The organism is Streptomyces sp. CG4, from assembly GCF_041080655.1.
Classification (GTDB): domain Bacteria; phylum Actinomycetota; class Actinomycetes; order Streptomycetales; family Streptomycetaceae; genus Streptomyces.
On sequence record NZ_CP163525.1, the window covers coordinates 6,244,940 to 6,260,059 of the forward strand.

Consider the following 15,120-nt stretch of genomic DNA (forward strand, 5'->3'; position numbering starts at 1 on the left):
GACCTCACTGGTCCGAATGTCTGGACAAACTATTGACAGGGCTCGGCATGCGGGACTACAACACCGGGGAGAGTCGTGACGAAGGGAAGCCGATGGCCTACGACCTGATCACCATGGGGCGGATCGGAGTGGACCTCTACCCGCTGCAAGCCGGTGTGCCGCTCGCCCAGGTGGCGTCCTTCGGCAAGTTCCTCGGCGGGTCGGCGACGAACGTCGCGGTCGCCGCGGCCCGGCTCGGCCGGCGCACCGCCGTGATCACCCGGACGGGCGACGACCCGTTCGGCACCTACCTGCACGAGGCGCTGCGCGGCTTCGGTGTCGACGACCGCTGGGTCACTCCCGTCCCCGGGCTGCCGACCCCGGTCACCTTCTGCGAGGTCTTCCCGCCGGACGACTTCCCGCTCTACTTCTACCGGCAGCCCAAGGCGCCCGACCTGGAGATCGACGCCCACGACCTGGACCTCGACGCCATCCGTGCGGCCCGTATCTTCTGGGTCACCGGCACCGGCCTGTGCGAGGAGCCCAGCCGTACGGCCACCCTCGCGGCCCTCGCCCACCGGGCGAAGACGGGCACGACGGTCTTCGACCTCGACTGGCGGCCCATGTTCTGGGCCCACCCCGACGAGGCCCGCCCCTACTACGCCGAGGCCCTCAGGCACACCACCGTCGCCGTCGGCAATCTCGACGAGGTCGAGGTCGCGACCGGCGTGCGCGAGCCCCATGCGGCCGCCCGCGCGCTCCTCGACGCCGGGGTCGAGATCGCCGTCGTCAAGCAGGGCCCCAAGGGCGTCCTCGCCGTCAGCCGCAACGGTGACTCGGCCGAGGTGCCACCCCTCCCGGTCACCGTGCTCAACGGACTCGGCGCCGGAGACGCCTTCGGCGGCTCCCTCTGCCACGGCCTCCTCGAAGGCTGGGACCTGGAGACGATCATGCGGCACGCCAACGCGGCCGGTGCCATCGTCGCCTCCCGCCTGGAATGTTCCTCGGCGATGCCCACCCCGGACGAGGTGGCCGCCGCGCTCGAGGCGGGAGCGGTGCTGTGAGGGCCGGCCGGGTCACGGGCACGCACACCGAGGGCGGGGACGCCGGCCGGAGCCCCCGTGTCGACGTCGCCGAGCTCGTCCGGGTCCGTACCCATCACCCCGAGGCGATCGCCGAGGCCGCCGCCCGCCGGGCCCGCCGGCCGCTCCTCAAGGAGAACGGCAAGCTGATGATCGTCGCCGCCGACCACCCCGCCCGGGGCGCGCTCGGCGTCGGCGACCGCAAGCTGGCCATGGCCAACCGCGCCGACCTGCTGGAACGCCTCTGCCTGGCGCTGTCCCGGCCCGGCGTCGACGGCGTCCTCGCCACCGCCGACATCCTGGACGACCTGCTGCTGCTCGGGGCCCTCGACCACAAGGTCGTCATGGGCTCGATGAATCGCGGTGGTCTGCAGGGCGCCCGCTTCGAGCTGGACGACCGTTTCACCGGGCACCGCCCCGAGGACATCCAGCGGCTCGGCTTCGACGCGGGCAAGCTGCTGCTGCGCATCGACTACGACGACCCCGGTTCGCTGACCACCCTGGAGTCCACCGCCCGCGCCATCGACGAGATGGCCGCACGCCGGCTGCCGGTCTTCGTGGAGCCGTTCATCAGCCGCCGCACCCCCGAGGGAAGGCTGCGGAACGACCTGTCCGCCGAGGCGGTCACCCGGTCCATCGCCATCGCCTCCGGCCTCGGCGGGTCCTCCGCCTACACCTGGCTGAAGGTGCCCGTCACCGAGAACCCCGACGACATGGCCCGGGTCATGGAGACCTCGACCCTGCCGGCCGTGCTGCTCGGCGGCGACATCGGGGACTCGCCCGAGGACCAGGTCGCCGCGTACGAGAAGTGGCGCGGCGCGCTCCAACTCCCCACCGTGCGCGGTCTGGTGGTCGGCCGCTCGCTGCTGTACCCGGCGGACGGCGATGTGGCCGCCGCCGTGGACACCGCCGTAGGACTGCTGTGAGGGCCGCATGACCAGCACCGACCTGCATCTGCCCAAGGGCGCGACCGCGAACGCCCAGTACGTCGTCGACATCGACCCCAAGTTGGCCGGCTGGACACACAGCAGCCTGCGTGTCGTCGAGTTGGCGCCCGGCGGCAGCCATACGTTCACCACCGGCGACAGTGAGTGGATCGTGCTTCCGTTGCAAGGCGGATGTACCGTACAAATTGAGACGGCGTCATCCGAGCAGGCCGAGTTCCAACTCCTGGGCCGGGACAGCGTGTTCGCGGACGTCTCCGACTTCGCGTATGTTCCCCGGGACGCCCGGGTCCAGATCGCCTCCGGCGCGGGAGGCCGCTTCGCCCTGGCAGGAGCGAAGTGCGAGCGACGACTCCCCGCCCGCTACGGCCCCGCGCCGGAGGTCCCCGTCGAGGAGCGCGGCAGCGGCAGTTGCGCCCGCAGAGTGCGCAACTTCGCCTCCGCCGACTCCTTCGACTGCGACAGGCTGATCGCCGTCGAGGTGATCACCCCGGGCGGCAACTGGTCCTCGTACCCGCCGCACAAGCACGACGAGCACCGGCCGGGCCAGGAGTCCGAGCTGGAGGAGATCTACTACTTCGAGATCGACGGCCCGAGCGGTCTCGGCTATCAGCGCGTCTTCCCCTCGCGGGAGGGCGGCTCGGACGTGCTCGCCGAGGTCCGGTCCGGTGACGCGGTCCTCGTCCCGGACGGCTGGCACGGACCGTCCATCGCCCAGCCCGGGCACGACATGTACTACCTGAACGTCATGGCGGGTCCGGGCGCGACCCGGGAGTGGCGGATCTGCTTCCACCCGGATCACGTAGAAGGCACAGGGGGGTACCGATGACCATCCGGCTGACCGTCGCCCAGGCGCTCGTCCGCTTCCTCGCCGCCCAGTACACCGAACGCGACGGCGAGCGCCGGCGGCTGATCGGTGCCACCTGGGGCATCTTCGGCCACGGCAATGTCGCGGGGCTCGGCCAGGCCCTGATCGAGTACGCCGAGGCGATGCCGTATCACCAGGGCCGCAACGAGCAGTCCATGGTGCACGCCGCCGTCGGCTACGCCCGCCAGGCGAACCGGCTGTCCACGCACGCGGTGACGACGTCGGTCGGCCCCGGCGCCACCAATCTCGTCACCGGCGCCGCCCTCGCGACCATCAACCACCTCCCGGTCCTGCTCCTGCCGGGCGACGTCTTCGCCACCCGCCCCGCCGACCCGGTCCTGCAGCAGCTGGAGGTGCCGTACGCGGGCGATGTGTCGGTCAACGACAGCCTGCGCCCGGTGTCGCGGTACTTCGACCGCGTCACCCGCCCGGAGGCCCTGATCCCGTCGGCCCTGCAGGCCATGCGGGTGCTCACCGACCCGGTCGAGACCGGCGCGGTCACGCTCGCCCTGCCGCAGGACGTGCAGGCCGAGGCCTTCGACTGGCCGGAGGAGTTCTTCTCGACGCGCGTGTGGACGGTACGCCGGCCCGGCGCGGACCCCGTCGAGCTGGCCGAGGCGGTCCGGGCGATTCGGGGCGCGCGCCGGCCGCTGGTAGTCGCGGGCGGCGGCGTCCACCACAGCCGCGCCGAGGCGGCTCTCGCCGAGTTCGCGGAGGCCACCGGCATCCCGGTCGCCTCCACCCAGGCCGGCAAGGGCTCCCTGCGCTACGACCACCCGCAGGACGTCGGCGGGGTCGGCCACACCGGCACCGCGACCGCCGACGAACTGGCCCGCACGGCGGACCTGGTGATCGGCGTCGGCACCCGCTACACCGACTTCACCACGGCCTCCGGCACTCTTTTCGCGCATCCGGGCGTCCGATTCCTGAACCTCAACATCGCGCCCTTCGACGGCCACAAGCTGTCCGGCCTCCCGCTGGTCGCCGACGCCCGCAGCGGCCTGGGCGAGCTGACCGAGGCGCTGGTGATGCACGGTCACCGGGTGCCGGAGCCGTACGTCACCGAGTACACCGAGGACAAGGAGCGCTGGGAGCAGCGCGTCGACGCCTGCTTCGAGGCCGCGGAGATCGACGTACGGCCGACCCAGCCGCAGGTCATCGGCGCCCTGGACGCCCTGGTGGACGAGTCCGACATCATCATCAACGCGGCCGGCTCGCTCCCCGGCGATCTGCACAAGCTGTGGCGGGCACGGTCCTGCGACCAGTACCACCTGGAGTACGGCTACTCCTGCATGGGCTACGAGATCCCGGCCGCGCTCGGGGTCAAGCTCGCCGCGCCGGAGCGGAACGTATGGGCGCTGGTCGGCGACGGCACGTATCTGATGATGCCGACCGAGATCGTGACCGCCGTGCAGGAGGGCGTCGCGATCAAGATCCTGCTGGTGCAGAACCACGGGTACGCCTCCATCGGCGGGCTCTCGGAGTCGGTGGGCGGCGAGCGGTTCGGCACCGCGTACCGCTACCAGGCCGAGGACGGGACGTACACGGGCGCCCCGCTGCCCGTCGACCTCGCCGCCAACGCGGCCAGCCTGGGTATGCGGGTACTGCGCGCGAAGACCGTACGGGAGCTGCGCGCGGCGCTCGCCGAGGCACGCGCCGCCGACACTCCCACATGTGTCTACGTGGAGACCGAAACGTCCGACACTGTGTCGGGCGCGCCCCCGGCGCAGGCCTGGTGGGATGTTCCTGTGGCCGAGACCGCGACCCGACCGTCGGCGGTCAAGGCACGTGAGCTGTACGAACGGCACGTCTCGACCCGACGCCGCCATCTGTAATAAGGAGTCTCTGGGCATGACGAAGATCGTCAACCACTGGATCGGCGGCAAGACCGCCGAAGGCGCGTCGGGCACGTACGGGCCGGTCACGGACCCGGCGACCGGCGCGGTCACCACGAAGGTCGCGTTCGCGTCGGTCGAGGAGGTGGACGCGGCCGTCGCGGCGGCCAAGGACGCCTTCGCGACCTGGGGTCAGTCCTCGCTGGCGCAGCGGACCTCGATCCTCTTCAAGTTCCGCGCGCTGCTGGACGCCAACCGGGACGCGATCGCCGAGCTGATCACCGCCGAGCACGGCAAGGTGCACAGCGACGCCCTGGGCGAGGTGGCCCGCGGTCTGGAGATCGTGGACCTGGCCTGCGGTATCAACGTCCAGCTGAAGGGCGAGCTGTCCACGCAGGTCGCCAGCCGCGTCGACGTGGCCGCGATCCGCCAGCCGCTCGGTGTCGTCGCCGGCATCACGCCGTTCAACTTCCCGGCGATGGTCCCGATGTGGATGTTCCCGATCGCCATCGCGACCGGCAACACCTTCGTGCTCAAGCCGTCCGAGAAGGACCCCTCGGCGTCGATCAAGATCGCCGAGCTGCTGTCCGAGGCGGGTCTGCCGGACGGCGTCTTCAACGTCGTCCACGGTGACAAGGTGGCCGTGGACCGGCTGCTGGAGCACCCGGACGTCAAGGCCGTCTCCTTCGTCGGCTCGACCCCGATCGCCCGCTACATCCACACCACCGCCTCCGCCCACGGCAAGCGCGTGCAGGCCCTCGGCGGCGCCAAGAACCACATGCTGGTCCTGCCGGACGCCGACCTGGACGCGGCCGCGGACGCCGCGGTGAGCGCCGCCTACGGCTCCGCGGGCGAGCGCTGCATGGCCATCTCCGCGGTCGTGGCCGTGGGCGCGATCGGCGACACGCTGGTGGAGAAGATCCGCGAGCGCGCCGAGAAGATCAAGATCGGTCCGGGCAACGACCCGACCTCCGAGATGGGCCCGCTGATCACCAAGGTCCACCGGGACAAGGTGGCCTCCTACGTCGAGGGCGCGGCCGCCGAGGGCGCGGAGGTCGTGCTCGACGGCACCGGTTACACGGTCGAGGGCTTCGAGGACGGCCACTGGATCGGCATCTCGCTGCTCGACAAGGTGCCCACCAGCGCCAAGGCGTATCAGGACGAGATCTTCGGCCCGGTGCTGTGCGTGCTGCGCGTGGACACCTACGACGAGGGCGTGGCCCTCATCAACGCCTCGCCGTTCGGCAACGGCACCGCGATCTTCACCCGGGACGGCGGCGCGGCCCGCCGCTTCCAGCTGGAGATCGAGGCGGGCATGGTCGGCGTGAACGTGCCGATCCCGGTGCCGGTGGGCTACCACTCCTTCGGCGGCTGGAAGGACTCGCTCTTCGGCGACCACCACATCTACGGCAACGACGGCACGCACTTCTACACCCGCGGCAAGGTCGTGACCACCCGCTGGCCCGACCCGGCCGACGCCCCCACGGGCGTGGACCTGGGCTTCCCGCGCAACCACTGACCGCAGCCAGAACCCGTCGTCAGGCCGTCCGGAGTCCGGACGGCCTGACATTTTTTTGACGCGCCGGCTTCGGTTCCCGTTCAGCCCGGACGAAACGGATGACGAAGGGGCTACATGTAGATGACCTTTGAAAGCAAGGTCACATTCACCCAGGGCTTGATGGATGCACCTATAGGGCTTCACGGCCTGGGAATGTGATGCGGCGTAAGGGTTTCCGCAGGTGCGGATTTCGAAGGTAAACGGCCATTGACGTGTCGGTTTTCGTCGGGGTTCTCTATGCGGGCCGGGAGCGGACGAGACGAACGCACGACGATCCGCCGGAGGCGATAGCGCTCCCGACCCCACCCTCAGCCGTACGACGATCGGAACCGCCGCATGACCGACACGCTCCCGAAGTCCGTGGTCGAAACCGCGCCCGCCGCTGCGCCGGGCCTGAAGCGTTCCATCGGTGTCGTCGGCGGCACCCTGCTGACACTGTCGTGCGTCACGCCCGCCTCCACGCTGTTCGTGATCGTGCCCGACCTGTTCTCCAGCCTGGGCACGGCGACCGCGCTCTGTATCGCGATCGGCGCGCTGCTCTGTATCCCCGTGGCGTTCTGCTACTCGGAGCTGGGCACCCTCATCCCCAGCGCGGGCGGCGAGTACGCCATGGTCTCCACCCTGGCCGGGCGGCTCGCCGGCTGGCTGGCCTTCGTGATGTCGCTGCTCGTCGTGATGATCGTCCCTCCGGTCATCGCGATGGGCACCGCCGACTACCTCGCCCCGGTCATCCACCTCGACCCGTCCCTCACCGGCGCCGGCGTGATGCTCGCGGCCACCCTCGCCGGCCTGCTGGACCTGCGCGCCAACGCCTGGATCACCGGCATCTTCCTGGTCCTGGAGGTCGTCGCCGCCGGAGTCGTCGCCCTCCTCGGCTTCAGCCACGCGCACCGCGGCATGGGCAGCCTCGGCTCCCTGCAGGTCGCCGGCGAACACGCGCACGTGGGCGCCGTCACGGCCATGATGGTCGTCTCCGGGCTCGCCATCGCCCTCTTCGTCACCCAGGGCTTCTCCACCGCCGTCTACCTCTCCGAGGAGCTGGAGAACCCGCGCCGCAACGTCGCCCGCACCGTCCTCGCCACGCTCGCCATCTCCAGCGTCGTCATCCTGGTGCCGGTCGTCGCGATCACTCTGGGCGCCGGTGACCTGAAGGCCCTGACCGGCGGCGACATCTCCAGCATGGTCATCGCCTGGAGCAACTCGGCCGTCGGCACCTTCGTCAGCCTGTGCGTCGCCCTCGCGATCATCAACGCGGGCATCGTCATGGTCATCCAGAACTCCCGCGTCCTGTTCGCCTCCGCCCGCGACAAGGCCTGGCCCGCCCCGGTCAACAACGCCCTCGCCAAGCTCGGCCGGTTCGGCTCCCCGTGGGTCGCCACCCTCGTCGTCGGCGTCCCGGGCGCGTTCCTCTGCTTCGTCAACCTGGACACCCTCTACGGCGTCACCGGCGTCGCCGTCACCGGCCTGTACCTGCTGGTCGCGATCGCCGCGCTGCTCGGCCGGCGCGGTGCGCACGGCGGCAAGCAGGCCTGGCGGATGCCGCTGTGGCCGGCGATGCCGATCCTGCTGATCGCCGTCCTTCTCTACATCCTGGTCGAGCAGGACCCCTCGTACCTGCTGTGGACCGGCGGCATCACCGCCGTCGCCACCCTCTACTGGGCCTTCTACCTCCGCCCGCGCCGCGCGACCCGCTGGCTGGTCTCCCTCCCGGAGGACGTCCGGACCAGCGAGCCGGCCCAGGCGTAGGCCCCGGGCGGGGTGCGGGGCTCGCTCTCAGGCCTCAGCCGAAGCGAAGTCCCACGCCAGCACCGTGCACGTCCCGTCGTCCTTGCCGCCCGCACTGCGATAGGCGGCAAGGGCGGCGTCGTTCCCGGTGTCGACACCGACCCACATGCCGTAACAGCCCCGCTCCCGGGCCAGCGCGGCCAGCCGCTCCACCAGCGCCCGCCCGATGCCCCGGCGCCGGTACGGCTCGTCCACGGCCAGCTCGTACAGGAACATCTCGGTGCCCTTGTCGGGGTGGACCGTCTCGACCCCGCTGACGAAGCCGACCGGCCCGCCGTCGGCGTACGCCAGCAGCAGATGGTGCCCGGCAGCGGCGAGGAAACGCTCCGCCCACGCGGAGCGCGCCGGGTTGTCGAACAGGTGCTCGGCGGCGACGACTTCGGCGACGGTGGCGGCCCGGCGGATGTCCATGCGTCTTCGTACCACGGTTGGTGTACACCGGGCAGACCCCGTACGCCTGGAGGAGGGGCGGGCGTTCAGCCCAGCGGCGCCATCGGTTGTCGGTGGCGGCCCGTACCGTTGAGGCATGGATCTTCGCCCGCCCCTCCGGGGGCGTTTGAGGAAGCGCTTGCCCTCGGTGCGGGGGGTGCTCAAGGGGCCGCGCAGGCTGGTCGCCGCCGCGGCCGCCGCCGTGGTGCTCGTCGGCGCCGGGACATGGACCGCGGCCGTCGCCTCCGCCGACACTCCCACGGTCCGCGTGAGCGACCAGGTCATGGCGGTCGACGGCGTGCGCCTGGACACCTCGTTCTTCACCCCGGCGGGCGCCGGCCGCCACCCGGCCGTGCTGCTGGCGCACGGCTTCGGTGGCAGCAAGAACGACGTGCGCGGCCAGGCCGAGGACCTCGCCCGGGACGGGTACGCGGTCCTGACCTGGTCCGCGCGCGGCTTCGGCAGGTCCACCGGCAAGATCGGGCTCAACGACCCGAAGGCCGAGGTCGCCGACGTCTCCCGGCTCATCGACTGGCTGGCGAAGCGCCCCGAGGTCCGGCTCGACAAACCGGGCGACCCGCGCGTGGGGCTGGCCGGCGGCTCCTACGGCGGCGCGATCTCCCTGCTCGCCGCCGGGTACGACCACCGGGTCGACGCCATCGCCCCGGCCATCACCTACTGGAACCTCGCGGACGCCCTGTTCCCGAACGGCGTGTTCAAGAAGCTGTGGACCGGCATCTTCTTCAACACCGGCGGCGGCTGCGCCCGCTTCGAGCCCGCGCTGTGCCGGATGTACGACCGGGTCGCCGAGTCCGGCACCCCGGACGCGGCCGCCCGGGCACTCCTCGAAGAGCGCTCACCGTCTGCCGTCGGCTCCCGCATCAAGGTGCCCACGCTGCTGCTGCAGGGCCAGACGGACTCCCTGTTCACCTTCGCCCAGTCCGACGCGGCCGAGCGGGCGATCCGGGCCAACGGCGCCCCCGTGGACGTCGACTGGATCGCGGGCGGCCATGACGGCGGCGACATGGAGGCCGGCCGGGTCCAGGCACGCGTGCGTGCGTGGTTCGACCGCTATCTGCGGGGCGACGAGAGCGCCGCCACCGGCCCGGCCTTCCGGATCACCCGCACCGGCGGCGTCAACTCGGGCGACGGTACGGCCCAGCTGCGCGGCGCGAGCGCCGCCGGCTACCCCGGCCTGCGCGACCACCCGCGCGCCATCGCCCTGACCGGCGGCACCCAGCACGTCACCAACCCGGCCGGGGCCAGCCCGCCCGGCGTCTCCGCGCTGCCCGGCCTCGGCGGCAGCGGCGGCCTGACGCAGCTGTCCGCGCTCGGTGTCGGTGTCTCCCTCGACTTCCCCGGCCAGTACGCGAGATTCGACTCCGCACCGCTCCACCGCGATCTGCAGATCACCGGCACCCCGACCGCGACCGTCCACGTCACCTCGACCACCGACGACGCCGTCCTGTTCGGCAAGGTCTACGACGTCGGGCCCGACGGCACCCAGCAGGTGCTGCCCAGCCAGCTCGTCGCCCCGTTCCGGGTGACCGGCGCCAGGGCCGGCAAGGACGTCACGGTCACCCTCCCGGCGATCGACCACGAGGTGCAGAAGGGCCACCGGCTCCGCCTGGCCCTCGCCGCCACCGACCTCGGCTACGCCTCACCGGCCGCCCCGGCCACCTACACCGTCTCCCTCAAGGGAGACCTGAGCGTGCCGACGGCGCCCGCCGTCACCACCGCCGCGGTCCCCCTGCCCGCCTGGGTGTGGTGGCTGCCGGCGGCCGGCGCGGCGACCGCGCTCGCCCTGCTGTTCACCGCCCGCCGCCGCACGGCCACCCCCGCGCCGGACCCCGATCTCGCCGAAGTCCCGCTGGTGATCCAGGACTTGAGTAAGCGGTACGCGAAGTCCGTCGACCGGTACGCGGTGCGCGAGCTGTCCTTCCGCGTCGAGAAGGGCCAGGTGCTGGGCCTGCTCGGACCCAACGGCGCGGGCAAGACCACGACCCTGCGCATGCTGATGGGCCTGATCACCCCGGACGACGGCGAGATCCGTGTCTTCGGCCACGCCATCCGGCCCGGCGCGCCCGTGCTGTCGAGGGTCGGCGCCTTCGTGGAGGGCGCGGGCTTCCTGCCCCACCTGTCCGGCCGGGAGAACCTGGAGCTGTACTGGCGGGCCACCGGCCGCCCGCCGGAGGACGCCCACCTGGACGAGGCCCTGCAGATCGCCGGGCTCGGCGACGCGCTCGCCCGCGCGGTGCGCACCTACTCCCAGGGCATGCGCCAGCGCCTCGCCATCGCCCAGGCCATGCTCGGCCTGCCCGACCTGCTCATCCTCGACGAACCCACCAACGGCCTCGACCCGCCCCAGATCCGCGAGATGCGCGAGGTGATGATCCGCTACGCGGCCGCCGGGCGTACGGTGATCGTCTCCAGCCATCTCCTCGCCGAGGTCGAGCAGTCCTGCACGCACCTGGTGGTGATGGACCGCGGCCGGCTCGTCCAGGCGGGTCCCGTCCGGGACATCATCGGCTCCGGCGACACCCTGCTCGTGGGCACCGCCACACCCGTGGAGGAGCCGGTCGCGGAGAAGGTGGCCGCGCTGCCCGGCGTCGCCTCCGCCGTCCGCACCGACGACGGGCTGCTGGTCCGGCTGGAGGCCGGCGGTACGGCCGAGCGGCTGGTCGTGGAGCTGGTGCGGCTGGAGGTGCCCGTCGCCTCGGTCGGCCCGCACCGGCGCCTGGAAGACGCCTTCCTCACCCTGATAGGAGGTTCCGCATGAGCGTGCTCACCGAGGTCGCCTCCGGATACCAGACGCGGCACACGCTGCCCCTGCGGGTCGAGCTGGTGCGCCAGCTCAAGCGGCGGCGCACGCTGATCATGGGCGCCGTCCTGGTCCTGCTGCCGTTCGTGCTGCTGATCGCCTTCGCGATCGGCGGCGATCCGGCCGCCCGCAACGGCCAGATCACCCTGATGAACACGGCGACCGCGTCCGGCGCCAACTTCGTCGCGGTGAACCTGTTCGTCTCGGCCGGCTTTCTGCTGGTGATCCCGGTCGCCCTGTTCTGTGGGGACACGGTCGCCTCGGAGGCCGGCTGGTCCTCCCTGCGCTATTTGCTCGCCGCACCCGTGCCGCGCGCCCGGCTGCTGTGGTCCAAGCTGGTCGTGGCGCTCGGGCTGAGCCTGGCCGCGATGGTCCTGCTCCCGGTGGTCGCCCTCGCGGTCGGTACGGCGGCCTACGGCTGGGGCCCGCTGCAGATCCCCACCGGTGGTGCGCTCGACTCCGGGACGGCGGTGCAGCGGCTCGCGGTGACCGTGGCGTACATCTTCGTGTCCCAGCTGGTCACCGCGGGGCTCGCGTTCTGGCTGTCGACGAAGACGGACGCCCCGCTGGGCGCGGTCGGCGGCGCGGTCGGCCTGACCATCGTCGGCAATGTCCTGGACGCCGTCACCGCGCTCGGCCACTGGCGTGACTTCCTGCCCGCGCACTGGCAGTTCGCCTGGGCCGACATCGTCCAGCCGCACCCCGAGTGGTCCGGCATGGTCCAGGGGATGTCGATATCCCTCACCTATGCATGCGTGCTCTTCGCCCTGGCCTTCCGGGGATTCGCCCGCAAGGACGTGGTGTCCTAGTTTTCCGGTCAGCTGCTTTTCGTCCGGCACATTGACTTTCTCACGCTTGGAACACCATACGATCAATCGATTCGCCGACCGGATGCAAATCCCTCTGGGGAATTCCGTGAAATGCGCTTCTTCACTCCCGCGGCATTCATGCGTATGGAGTAGTGCATCGCTTTGGGCGCACTGCGGACTGCTATGTTCTGCGTCTGTCGGATCAGAGGTAACTTCAAGTGAGGTGAATCATGAAGAAGGCAGTTTTCACAACTGCGGCGTTGGCTATCGGCGCGAGTCTCGTGGGTGGCTCCGCCGTCGCGGCTACGGGCGCCGGCAAGGCGCCTGCCCACGAAACCGGCCCGCTCGGCCTCATGTCCCAGACCGAGGTGACCCCGGCTCTCGTGCCGGCGGCAGACACCGTGATGCGAGTGGCCAAGCAGGGAAGCCTCACCAAGGGCAATGCGTTCGACCAGAACCAGTCGTCGACGGTCACCGGCACCAACAAGGCGGCGAAAGTCTCCGGTGTATACCTGGACGGGATGGGCCGGGGCAGCAATAAGAAGCCTGCAATTCCGCTGAAGAATCCCGTGGGATCCGGTGCCGTCCAGCTTCACCCACTGAACGGTCCGACGAGTGCCGGTCTCGGTAGCCTGCTCAACCAGAGGTGACCCGAATTCTGACACTCTGATCCGGTTCTCGTCCGCCGCAGACCGACACGGCGGCACCGCGGGACGGACCCGCGGTGTCCCTCCTGGTACGACCCACGTCCGGCGCCTCGATCGCACAGACCTGTCCGGCCCACTGGATTCCTCCTTGCCAGTGGGCCGGACGCACGTCGGCGCTCCTTCCGGCTGCGTGTGACCCAGGTGAAAGAGCGCGCAGCATCGTTCCGCCATCCGGTGGAATCCGTGCGGTATAGATAGTGTCCGCGTGACTTTTCGCCACATATTTCGGTTTCTTGCTATGTAAGCGCGGCTTACCGTGAATCCAGGAAGGAACCGAGTTGACCAGGAAGTTCGCGGTCGTCACTGCACTCGCCCTTGGCGCACTCTGCGGCAGCGCCGGCATTGCCTCCGCCCACGATGATGGGAACACGACCAACGCCACTGGCGGTAACGGCTTTTCGGAGTCTCCGGTCGTCGTGAACGCCCCTCAGCAGGGGGTGCTTGTCGTCAACGGCGCGCTCGTCGACGGCCGTTGCATCGCGCCGTGGTCCAACGGCTCCGTCGGTGTCCTTGGCGGCGCCGGGACCATCGTGCCGAACTCGCACTACGCCACCTGCAACACCGCGGCGGTCGACCAGTCGCAGAAGGCCGGTTACCAGGGCGGCCTGCTCTTCTGACCCCTGCTTCGAGTCATTCCGAGCAGATGAACCCCCTTGCAGTCCGGAAAGGACACTCCATGCGTAACAAGGTTACGGCCGTCTCCGCCCTCGCCGCGGGCGTCGTCCTTGCGGCCGCCGGCACTGCCGCAGCCGACAACTGCACGACGGTCACCGGCGGCAACGGCTTCTCGTCGGCCCCGGTTGTCGTGAACGCCCCGCAGCAGGGCGCCGTTGTCTCCAACGGCACGCTCGCCGACCTGCGCTGCGTCGCGCCGTGGTCCAACGGCTCCGTCGGTGTCCTCGGCGGCGCCGCGACCATCGTGCCGAACTCGCACTACGCCGCCTGCAACACCGCGGCGGTCGACCAGTCGCAGAAGGCTCCGTACACCGGCGGCCTGCTCTTCTGACCCCCCCTTGCTCCGGTCCATCCGGAGTAGGGCGGGGGCCGTCGGCCGACGACCCCCGCCCGAACCGCCCCTCCCACCCGAAAGGCGCATCTTATGCGTAAGAAGGTTACGGCCCTGTCCGTCCTGGCCGCGGGTCTCGTCCTGGCGGCCGGTGGCACCGCTGCGGCAGACGACAACACCACCACCGCCACAGGCGGCAACGGCTTCTCGGAGTCCCCGGTCGTCGTGAACTCGCCGCAGCAGGGCCTTGTCGTTTCCAACGGCGTGCTGGTCGACGGCCGTTGCATCGCGCCGTGGTCCAACGGCGCCGTCGGTGTCCTCGGCGGCGCCGGGACCGTCGTGCCGAACTCGCACTACGCTGCCTGCAACACCGAGAAGGTCGACCAGTCGCAGCAGGCTCCCTACACCGGTGGCCTGCTGTTCTGAGCAGTCCCCAGCTGGCGGCCCGCCGAACTACGGCGGGCCGCCAGCTGTTTTTCTGCATTTCTGCGTACGTCTGCATTTCTGCATACGGGTGTGGGCCCGGAGAACGCCGAAGGTCGGCTCCGCGGAACGGAGCCGACCCGAATGGCCCAGCGAGGTGTGCGTCTTTACCTGACGACCGGAAGCTTGGCCGGGAGCTTGGCCGGGAGCTTGCTCGGAAGCTTGGCGGGGCTCTTGCCGTTCAGCGGATTCGGCAGGGTGCGGCCGAAGACGGGGGTCTGGATGATGCCCGATTCCTTCACGCCCTCCGCCGTGCTCCTGACGTTGTCGGACACGCCGCCCATCGGAATCGCGGCTGCGTTGGGGAGCGAGTGGGCGACCGACTTCCCGTCCTCAAGAAGGCCCTGTGCCGGCACGTCCGCGGCGACGGCGGGCGCCGCCGCGGCACCGACGATGGCCAGGGTGCCGACCATGAGGGCGGCAGCCTTCAGATTCTTCATTGTGTTCCTTTCGTACGCAGCTCGGGTCACCGGAGGGGACTCGCACCTCGAGGCATCGCGAGTGTCTGGGCTCTCGCTTCTCCTGGGCTAACGAGAGACGGACGCCACGGGAAACTCCGCCGCTGACAAGTTCTCGGAACTCATACATCCTGAAAGGCCGTGCGGAATTCTCATCGGATTATCTGTCAGGCTGCTCATGGGTGTGCGGTGGAGCCAAGTGGGTGAATCGGTACGGGAAATATCACTCTGATGACGGCCCGCATTCCGACACAGGTGACGAGTTAGTAGAAAAAGACGGATAAGCGGCTAGTGTTGCATCCGAATCCGACGCGTTTTATGCCGAACCTACGATCACACCCATGGTGCTGGGTTCG

Annotated in this window: 14 protein-coding genes; 12 read left to right on the forward strand and 2 right to left on the reverse strand. The window is 70.4% G+C overall.

Annotation, left to right across the window (positions count from 1 at the left end; genetic code table 11):
* Positions 1–92: 92 nt before the first annotated feature.
* The 6 genes from iolC (at position 93) to AB5L52_RS28490 (ending at position 8,012) form a co-directional block, all read left to right on the forward strand.
* A complete protein-coding gene (iolC, locus tag AB5L52_RS28465; RefSeq protein WP_369368985.1) occupies positions 93–1,043 on the forward strand; it encodes a 5-dehydro-2-deoxygluconokinase in 951 nt (316 codons plus the stop codon).
* Positions 977–1,987: a deoxyribose-phosphate aldolase gene (locus AB5L52_RS28470; protein WP_351579390.1), complete on the forward strand. Its 1,011-nt coding sequence runs from the start codon at positions 977–979 to the stop codon at positions 1,985–1,987. The genes iolC and AB5L52_RS28470 overlap by 67 nt, the downstream gene beginning before the upstream one ends.
* A gap of 7 nt (positions 1,988–1,994) precedes the next feature.
* Positions 1,995–2,834: a 5-deoxy-glucuronate isomerase gene (iolB, locus tag AB5L52_RS28475; RefSeq protein ID WP_369366980.1), complete on the forward strand. Its 840-nt coding sequence runs from the start codon at positions 1,995–1,997 to the stop codon at positions 2,832–2,834.
* Positions 2,831–4,708, forward strand: a complete 1,878-nt coding sequence (gene iolD, locus AB5L52_RS28480; protein ID WP_369366982.1) for a 3D-(3,5/4)-trihydroxycyclohexane-1,2-dione acylhydrolase (decyclizing) — start codon at positions 2,831–2,833, stop codon at positions 4,706–4,708. The genes iolB and iolD overlap by 4 nt, the downstream gene beginning before the upstream one ends.
* Positions 4,709–4,724: 16 nt before the next feature.
* A complete protein-coding gene (mmsA, locus tag AB5L52_RS28485) occupies positions 4,725–6,227 on the forward strand; it encodes a CoA-acylating methylmalonate-semialdehyde dehydrogenase (protein WP_351026718.1) in 1,503 nt (500 codons plus the stop codon).
* A 375-nt stretch (positions 6,228–6,602) separates the two neighbouring features.
* Positions 6,603–8,012, forward strand: a complete 1,410-nt coding sequence (locus AB5L52_RS28490) for an APC family permease (protein ID WP_369366984.1) — start codon at positions 6,603–6,605, stop codon at positions 8,010–8,012.
* A gap of 27 nt (positions 8,013–8,039) precedes the next feature.
* On the opposite strand, the gene AB5L52_RS28495 is transcribed toward AB5L52_RS28490, so the two are convergent.
* Positions 8,040–8,462: a GNAT family N-acetyltransferase gene (locus AB5L52_RS28495; protein WP_351579402.1), complete on the reverse strand. Its 423-nt coding sequence runs from the start codon at positions 8,460–8,462 to the stop codon at positions 8,040–8,042.
* A 115-nt stretch (positions 8,463–8,577) separates the two neighbouring features.
* On the opposite strand from AB5L52_RS28495, the gene AB5L52_RS28500 reads away from it, so the two are divergent.
* The 6 genes from AB5L52_RS28500 (at position 8,578) to AB5L52_RS28525 (ending at position 14,249) form a co-directional block, all read left to right on the forward strand.
* On the forward strand, positions 8,578–11,259 hold the full coding sequence (locus AB5L52_RS28500) for a CocE/NonD family hydrolase (protein WP_369366986.1): 2,682 nt from the start codon (positions 8,578–8,580) through the stop codon (positions 11,257–11,259).
* Positions 11,256–12,110 carry an ABC transporter permease gene (locus AB5L52_RS28505; protein WP_351579408.1) on the forward strand — a complete coding sequence of 285 codons (855 nt, stop codon included), beginning with the start codon at positions 11,256–11,258 and terminating at the stop codon, positions 12,108–12,110. The genes AB5L52_RS28500 and AB5L52_RS28505 overlap by 4 nt, the downstream gene beginning before the upstream one ends.
* 230 nt (positions 12,111–12,340) lie before the next feature.
* Positions 12,341–12,760, forward strand: coding sequence for a hypothetical protein (locus tag AB5L52_RS28510; protein WP_351026711.1), 420 nt, complete (start codon positions 12,341–12,343; stop codon positions 12,758–12,760).
* A 335-nt stretch (positions 12,761–13,095) separates the two neighbouring features.
* Positions 13,096–13,434, forward strand: a complete 339-nt coding sequence (locus AB5L52_RS28515; protein WP_351026710.1) for a hypothetical protein — start codon at positions 13,096–13,098, stop codon at positions 13,432–13,434.
* A gap of 59 nt (positions 13,435–13,493) precedes the next feature.
* Complete coding sequence (locus AB5L52_RS28520; RefSeq protein WP_351026709.1) at positions 13,494–13,823, forward strand: hypothetical protein; 330 nt, start codon at positions 13,494–13,496, stop codon at positions 13,821–13,823.
* Between the two features lie 93 nt (positions 13,824–13,916).
* Positions 13,917–14,249: a hypothetical protein gene (locus AB5L52_RS28525; protein WP_351026708.1), complete on the forward strand. Its 333-nt coding sequence runs from the start codon at positions 13,917–13,919 to the stop codon at positions 14,247–14,249.
* A 164-nt stretch (positions 14,250–14,413) separates the two neighbouring features.
* Here the strand turns inward: AB5L52_RS28525 and AB5L52_RS28530 are convergent, their stop codons facing one another.
* A complete protein-coding gene (locus tag AB5L52_RS28530; RefSeq protein ID WP_369366989.1) occupies positions 14,414–14,746 on the reverse strand; it encodes a hypothetical protein in 333 nt (110 codons plus the stop codon).
* Positions 14,747–15,120 lie beyond the last annotated feature (374 nt).

What these genes read in the sequence shown, in the direction of transcription:
- iolC (WP_369368985.1), top strand. Translation starts at nt 93, where the DNA reads ATGGCCTACGACCTGATCACCATGGGGCGGATCGGAGTGGACCTCTAC.
- AB5L52_RS28470 (WP_351579390.1), top strand. Translation starts at nt 977, where the DNA reads ATGTTCCTCGGCGATGCCCACCCCGGACGAGGTGGCCGCCGCGCTCGA.
- iolB (WP_369366980.1), top strand. Translation starts at nt 1,995, where the DNA reads ATGACCAGCACCGACCTGCATCTGCCCAAGGGCGCGACCGCGAACGCC.
- iolD (WP_369366982.1), top strand. Translation starts at nt 2,831, where the DNA reads ATGACCATCCGGCTGACCGTCGCCCAGGCGCTCGTCCGCTTCCTCGCC.
- mmsA (WP_351026718.1), top strand. Translation starts at nt 4,725, where the DNA reads ATGACGAAGATCGTCAACCACTGGATCGGCGGCAAGACCGCCGAAGGC.
- AB5L52_RS28490 (WP_369366984.1), top strand. Translation starts at nt 6,603, where the DNA reads ATGACCGACACGCTCCCGAAGTCCGTGGTCGAAACCGCGCCCGCCGCT.
- AB5L52_RS28495 (WP_351579402.1), bottom strand. Translation starts at nt 8,462, where the DNA reads ATGGACATCCGCCGGGCCGCCACCGTCGCCGAAGTCGTCGCCGCCGAG.
- AB5L52_RS28500 (WP_369366986.1), top strand. Translation starts at nt 8,578, where the DNA reads ATGGATCTTCGCCCGCCCCTCCGGGGGCGTTTGAGGAAGCGCTTGCCC.
- AB5L52_RS28505 (WP_351579408.1), top strand. Translation starts at nt 11,256, where the DNA reads ATGAGCGTGCTCACCGAGGTCGCCTCCGGATACCAGACGCGGCACACG.
- AB5L52_RS28510 (WP_351026711.1), top strand. Translation starts at nt 12,341, where the DNA reads ATGAAGAAGGCAGTTTTCACAACTGCGGCGTTGGCTATCGGCGCGAGT.
- AB5L52_RS28520 (WP_351026709.1), top strand. Translation starts at nt 13,494, where the DNA reads ATGCGTAACAAGGTTACGGCCGTCTCCGCCCTCGCCGCGGGCGTCGTC.
- AB5L52_RS28525 (WP_351026708.1), top strand. Translation starts at nt 13,917, where the DNA reads ATGCGTAAGAAGGTTACGGCCCTGTCCGTCCTGGCCGCGGGTCTCGTC.
- AB5L52_RS28530 (WP_369366989.1), bottom strand. Translation starts at nt 14,746, where the DNA reads ATGAAGAATCTGAAGGCTGCCGCCCTCATGGTCGGCACCCTGGCCATC.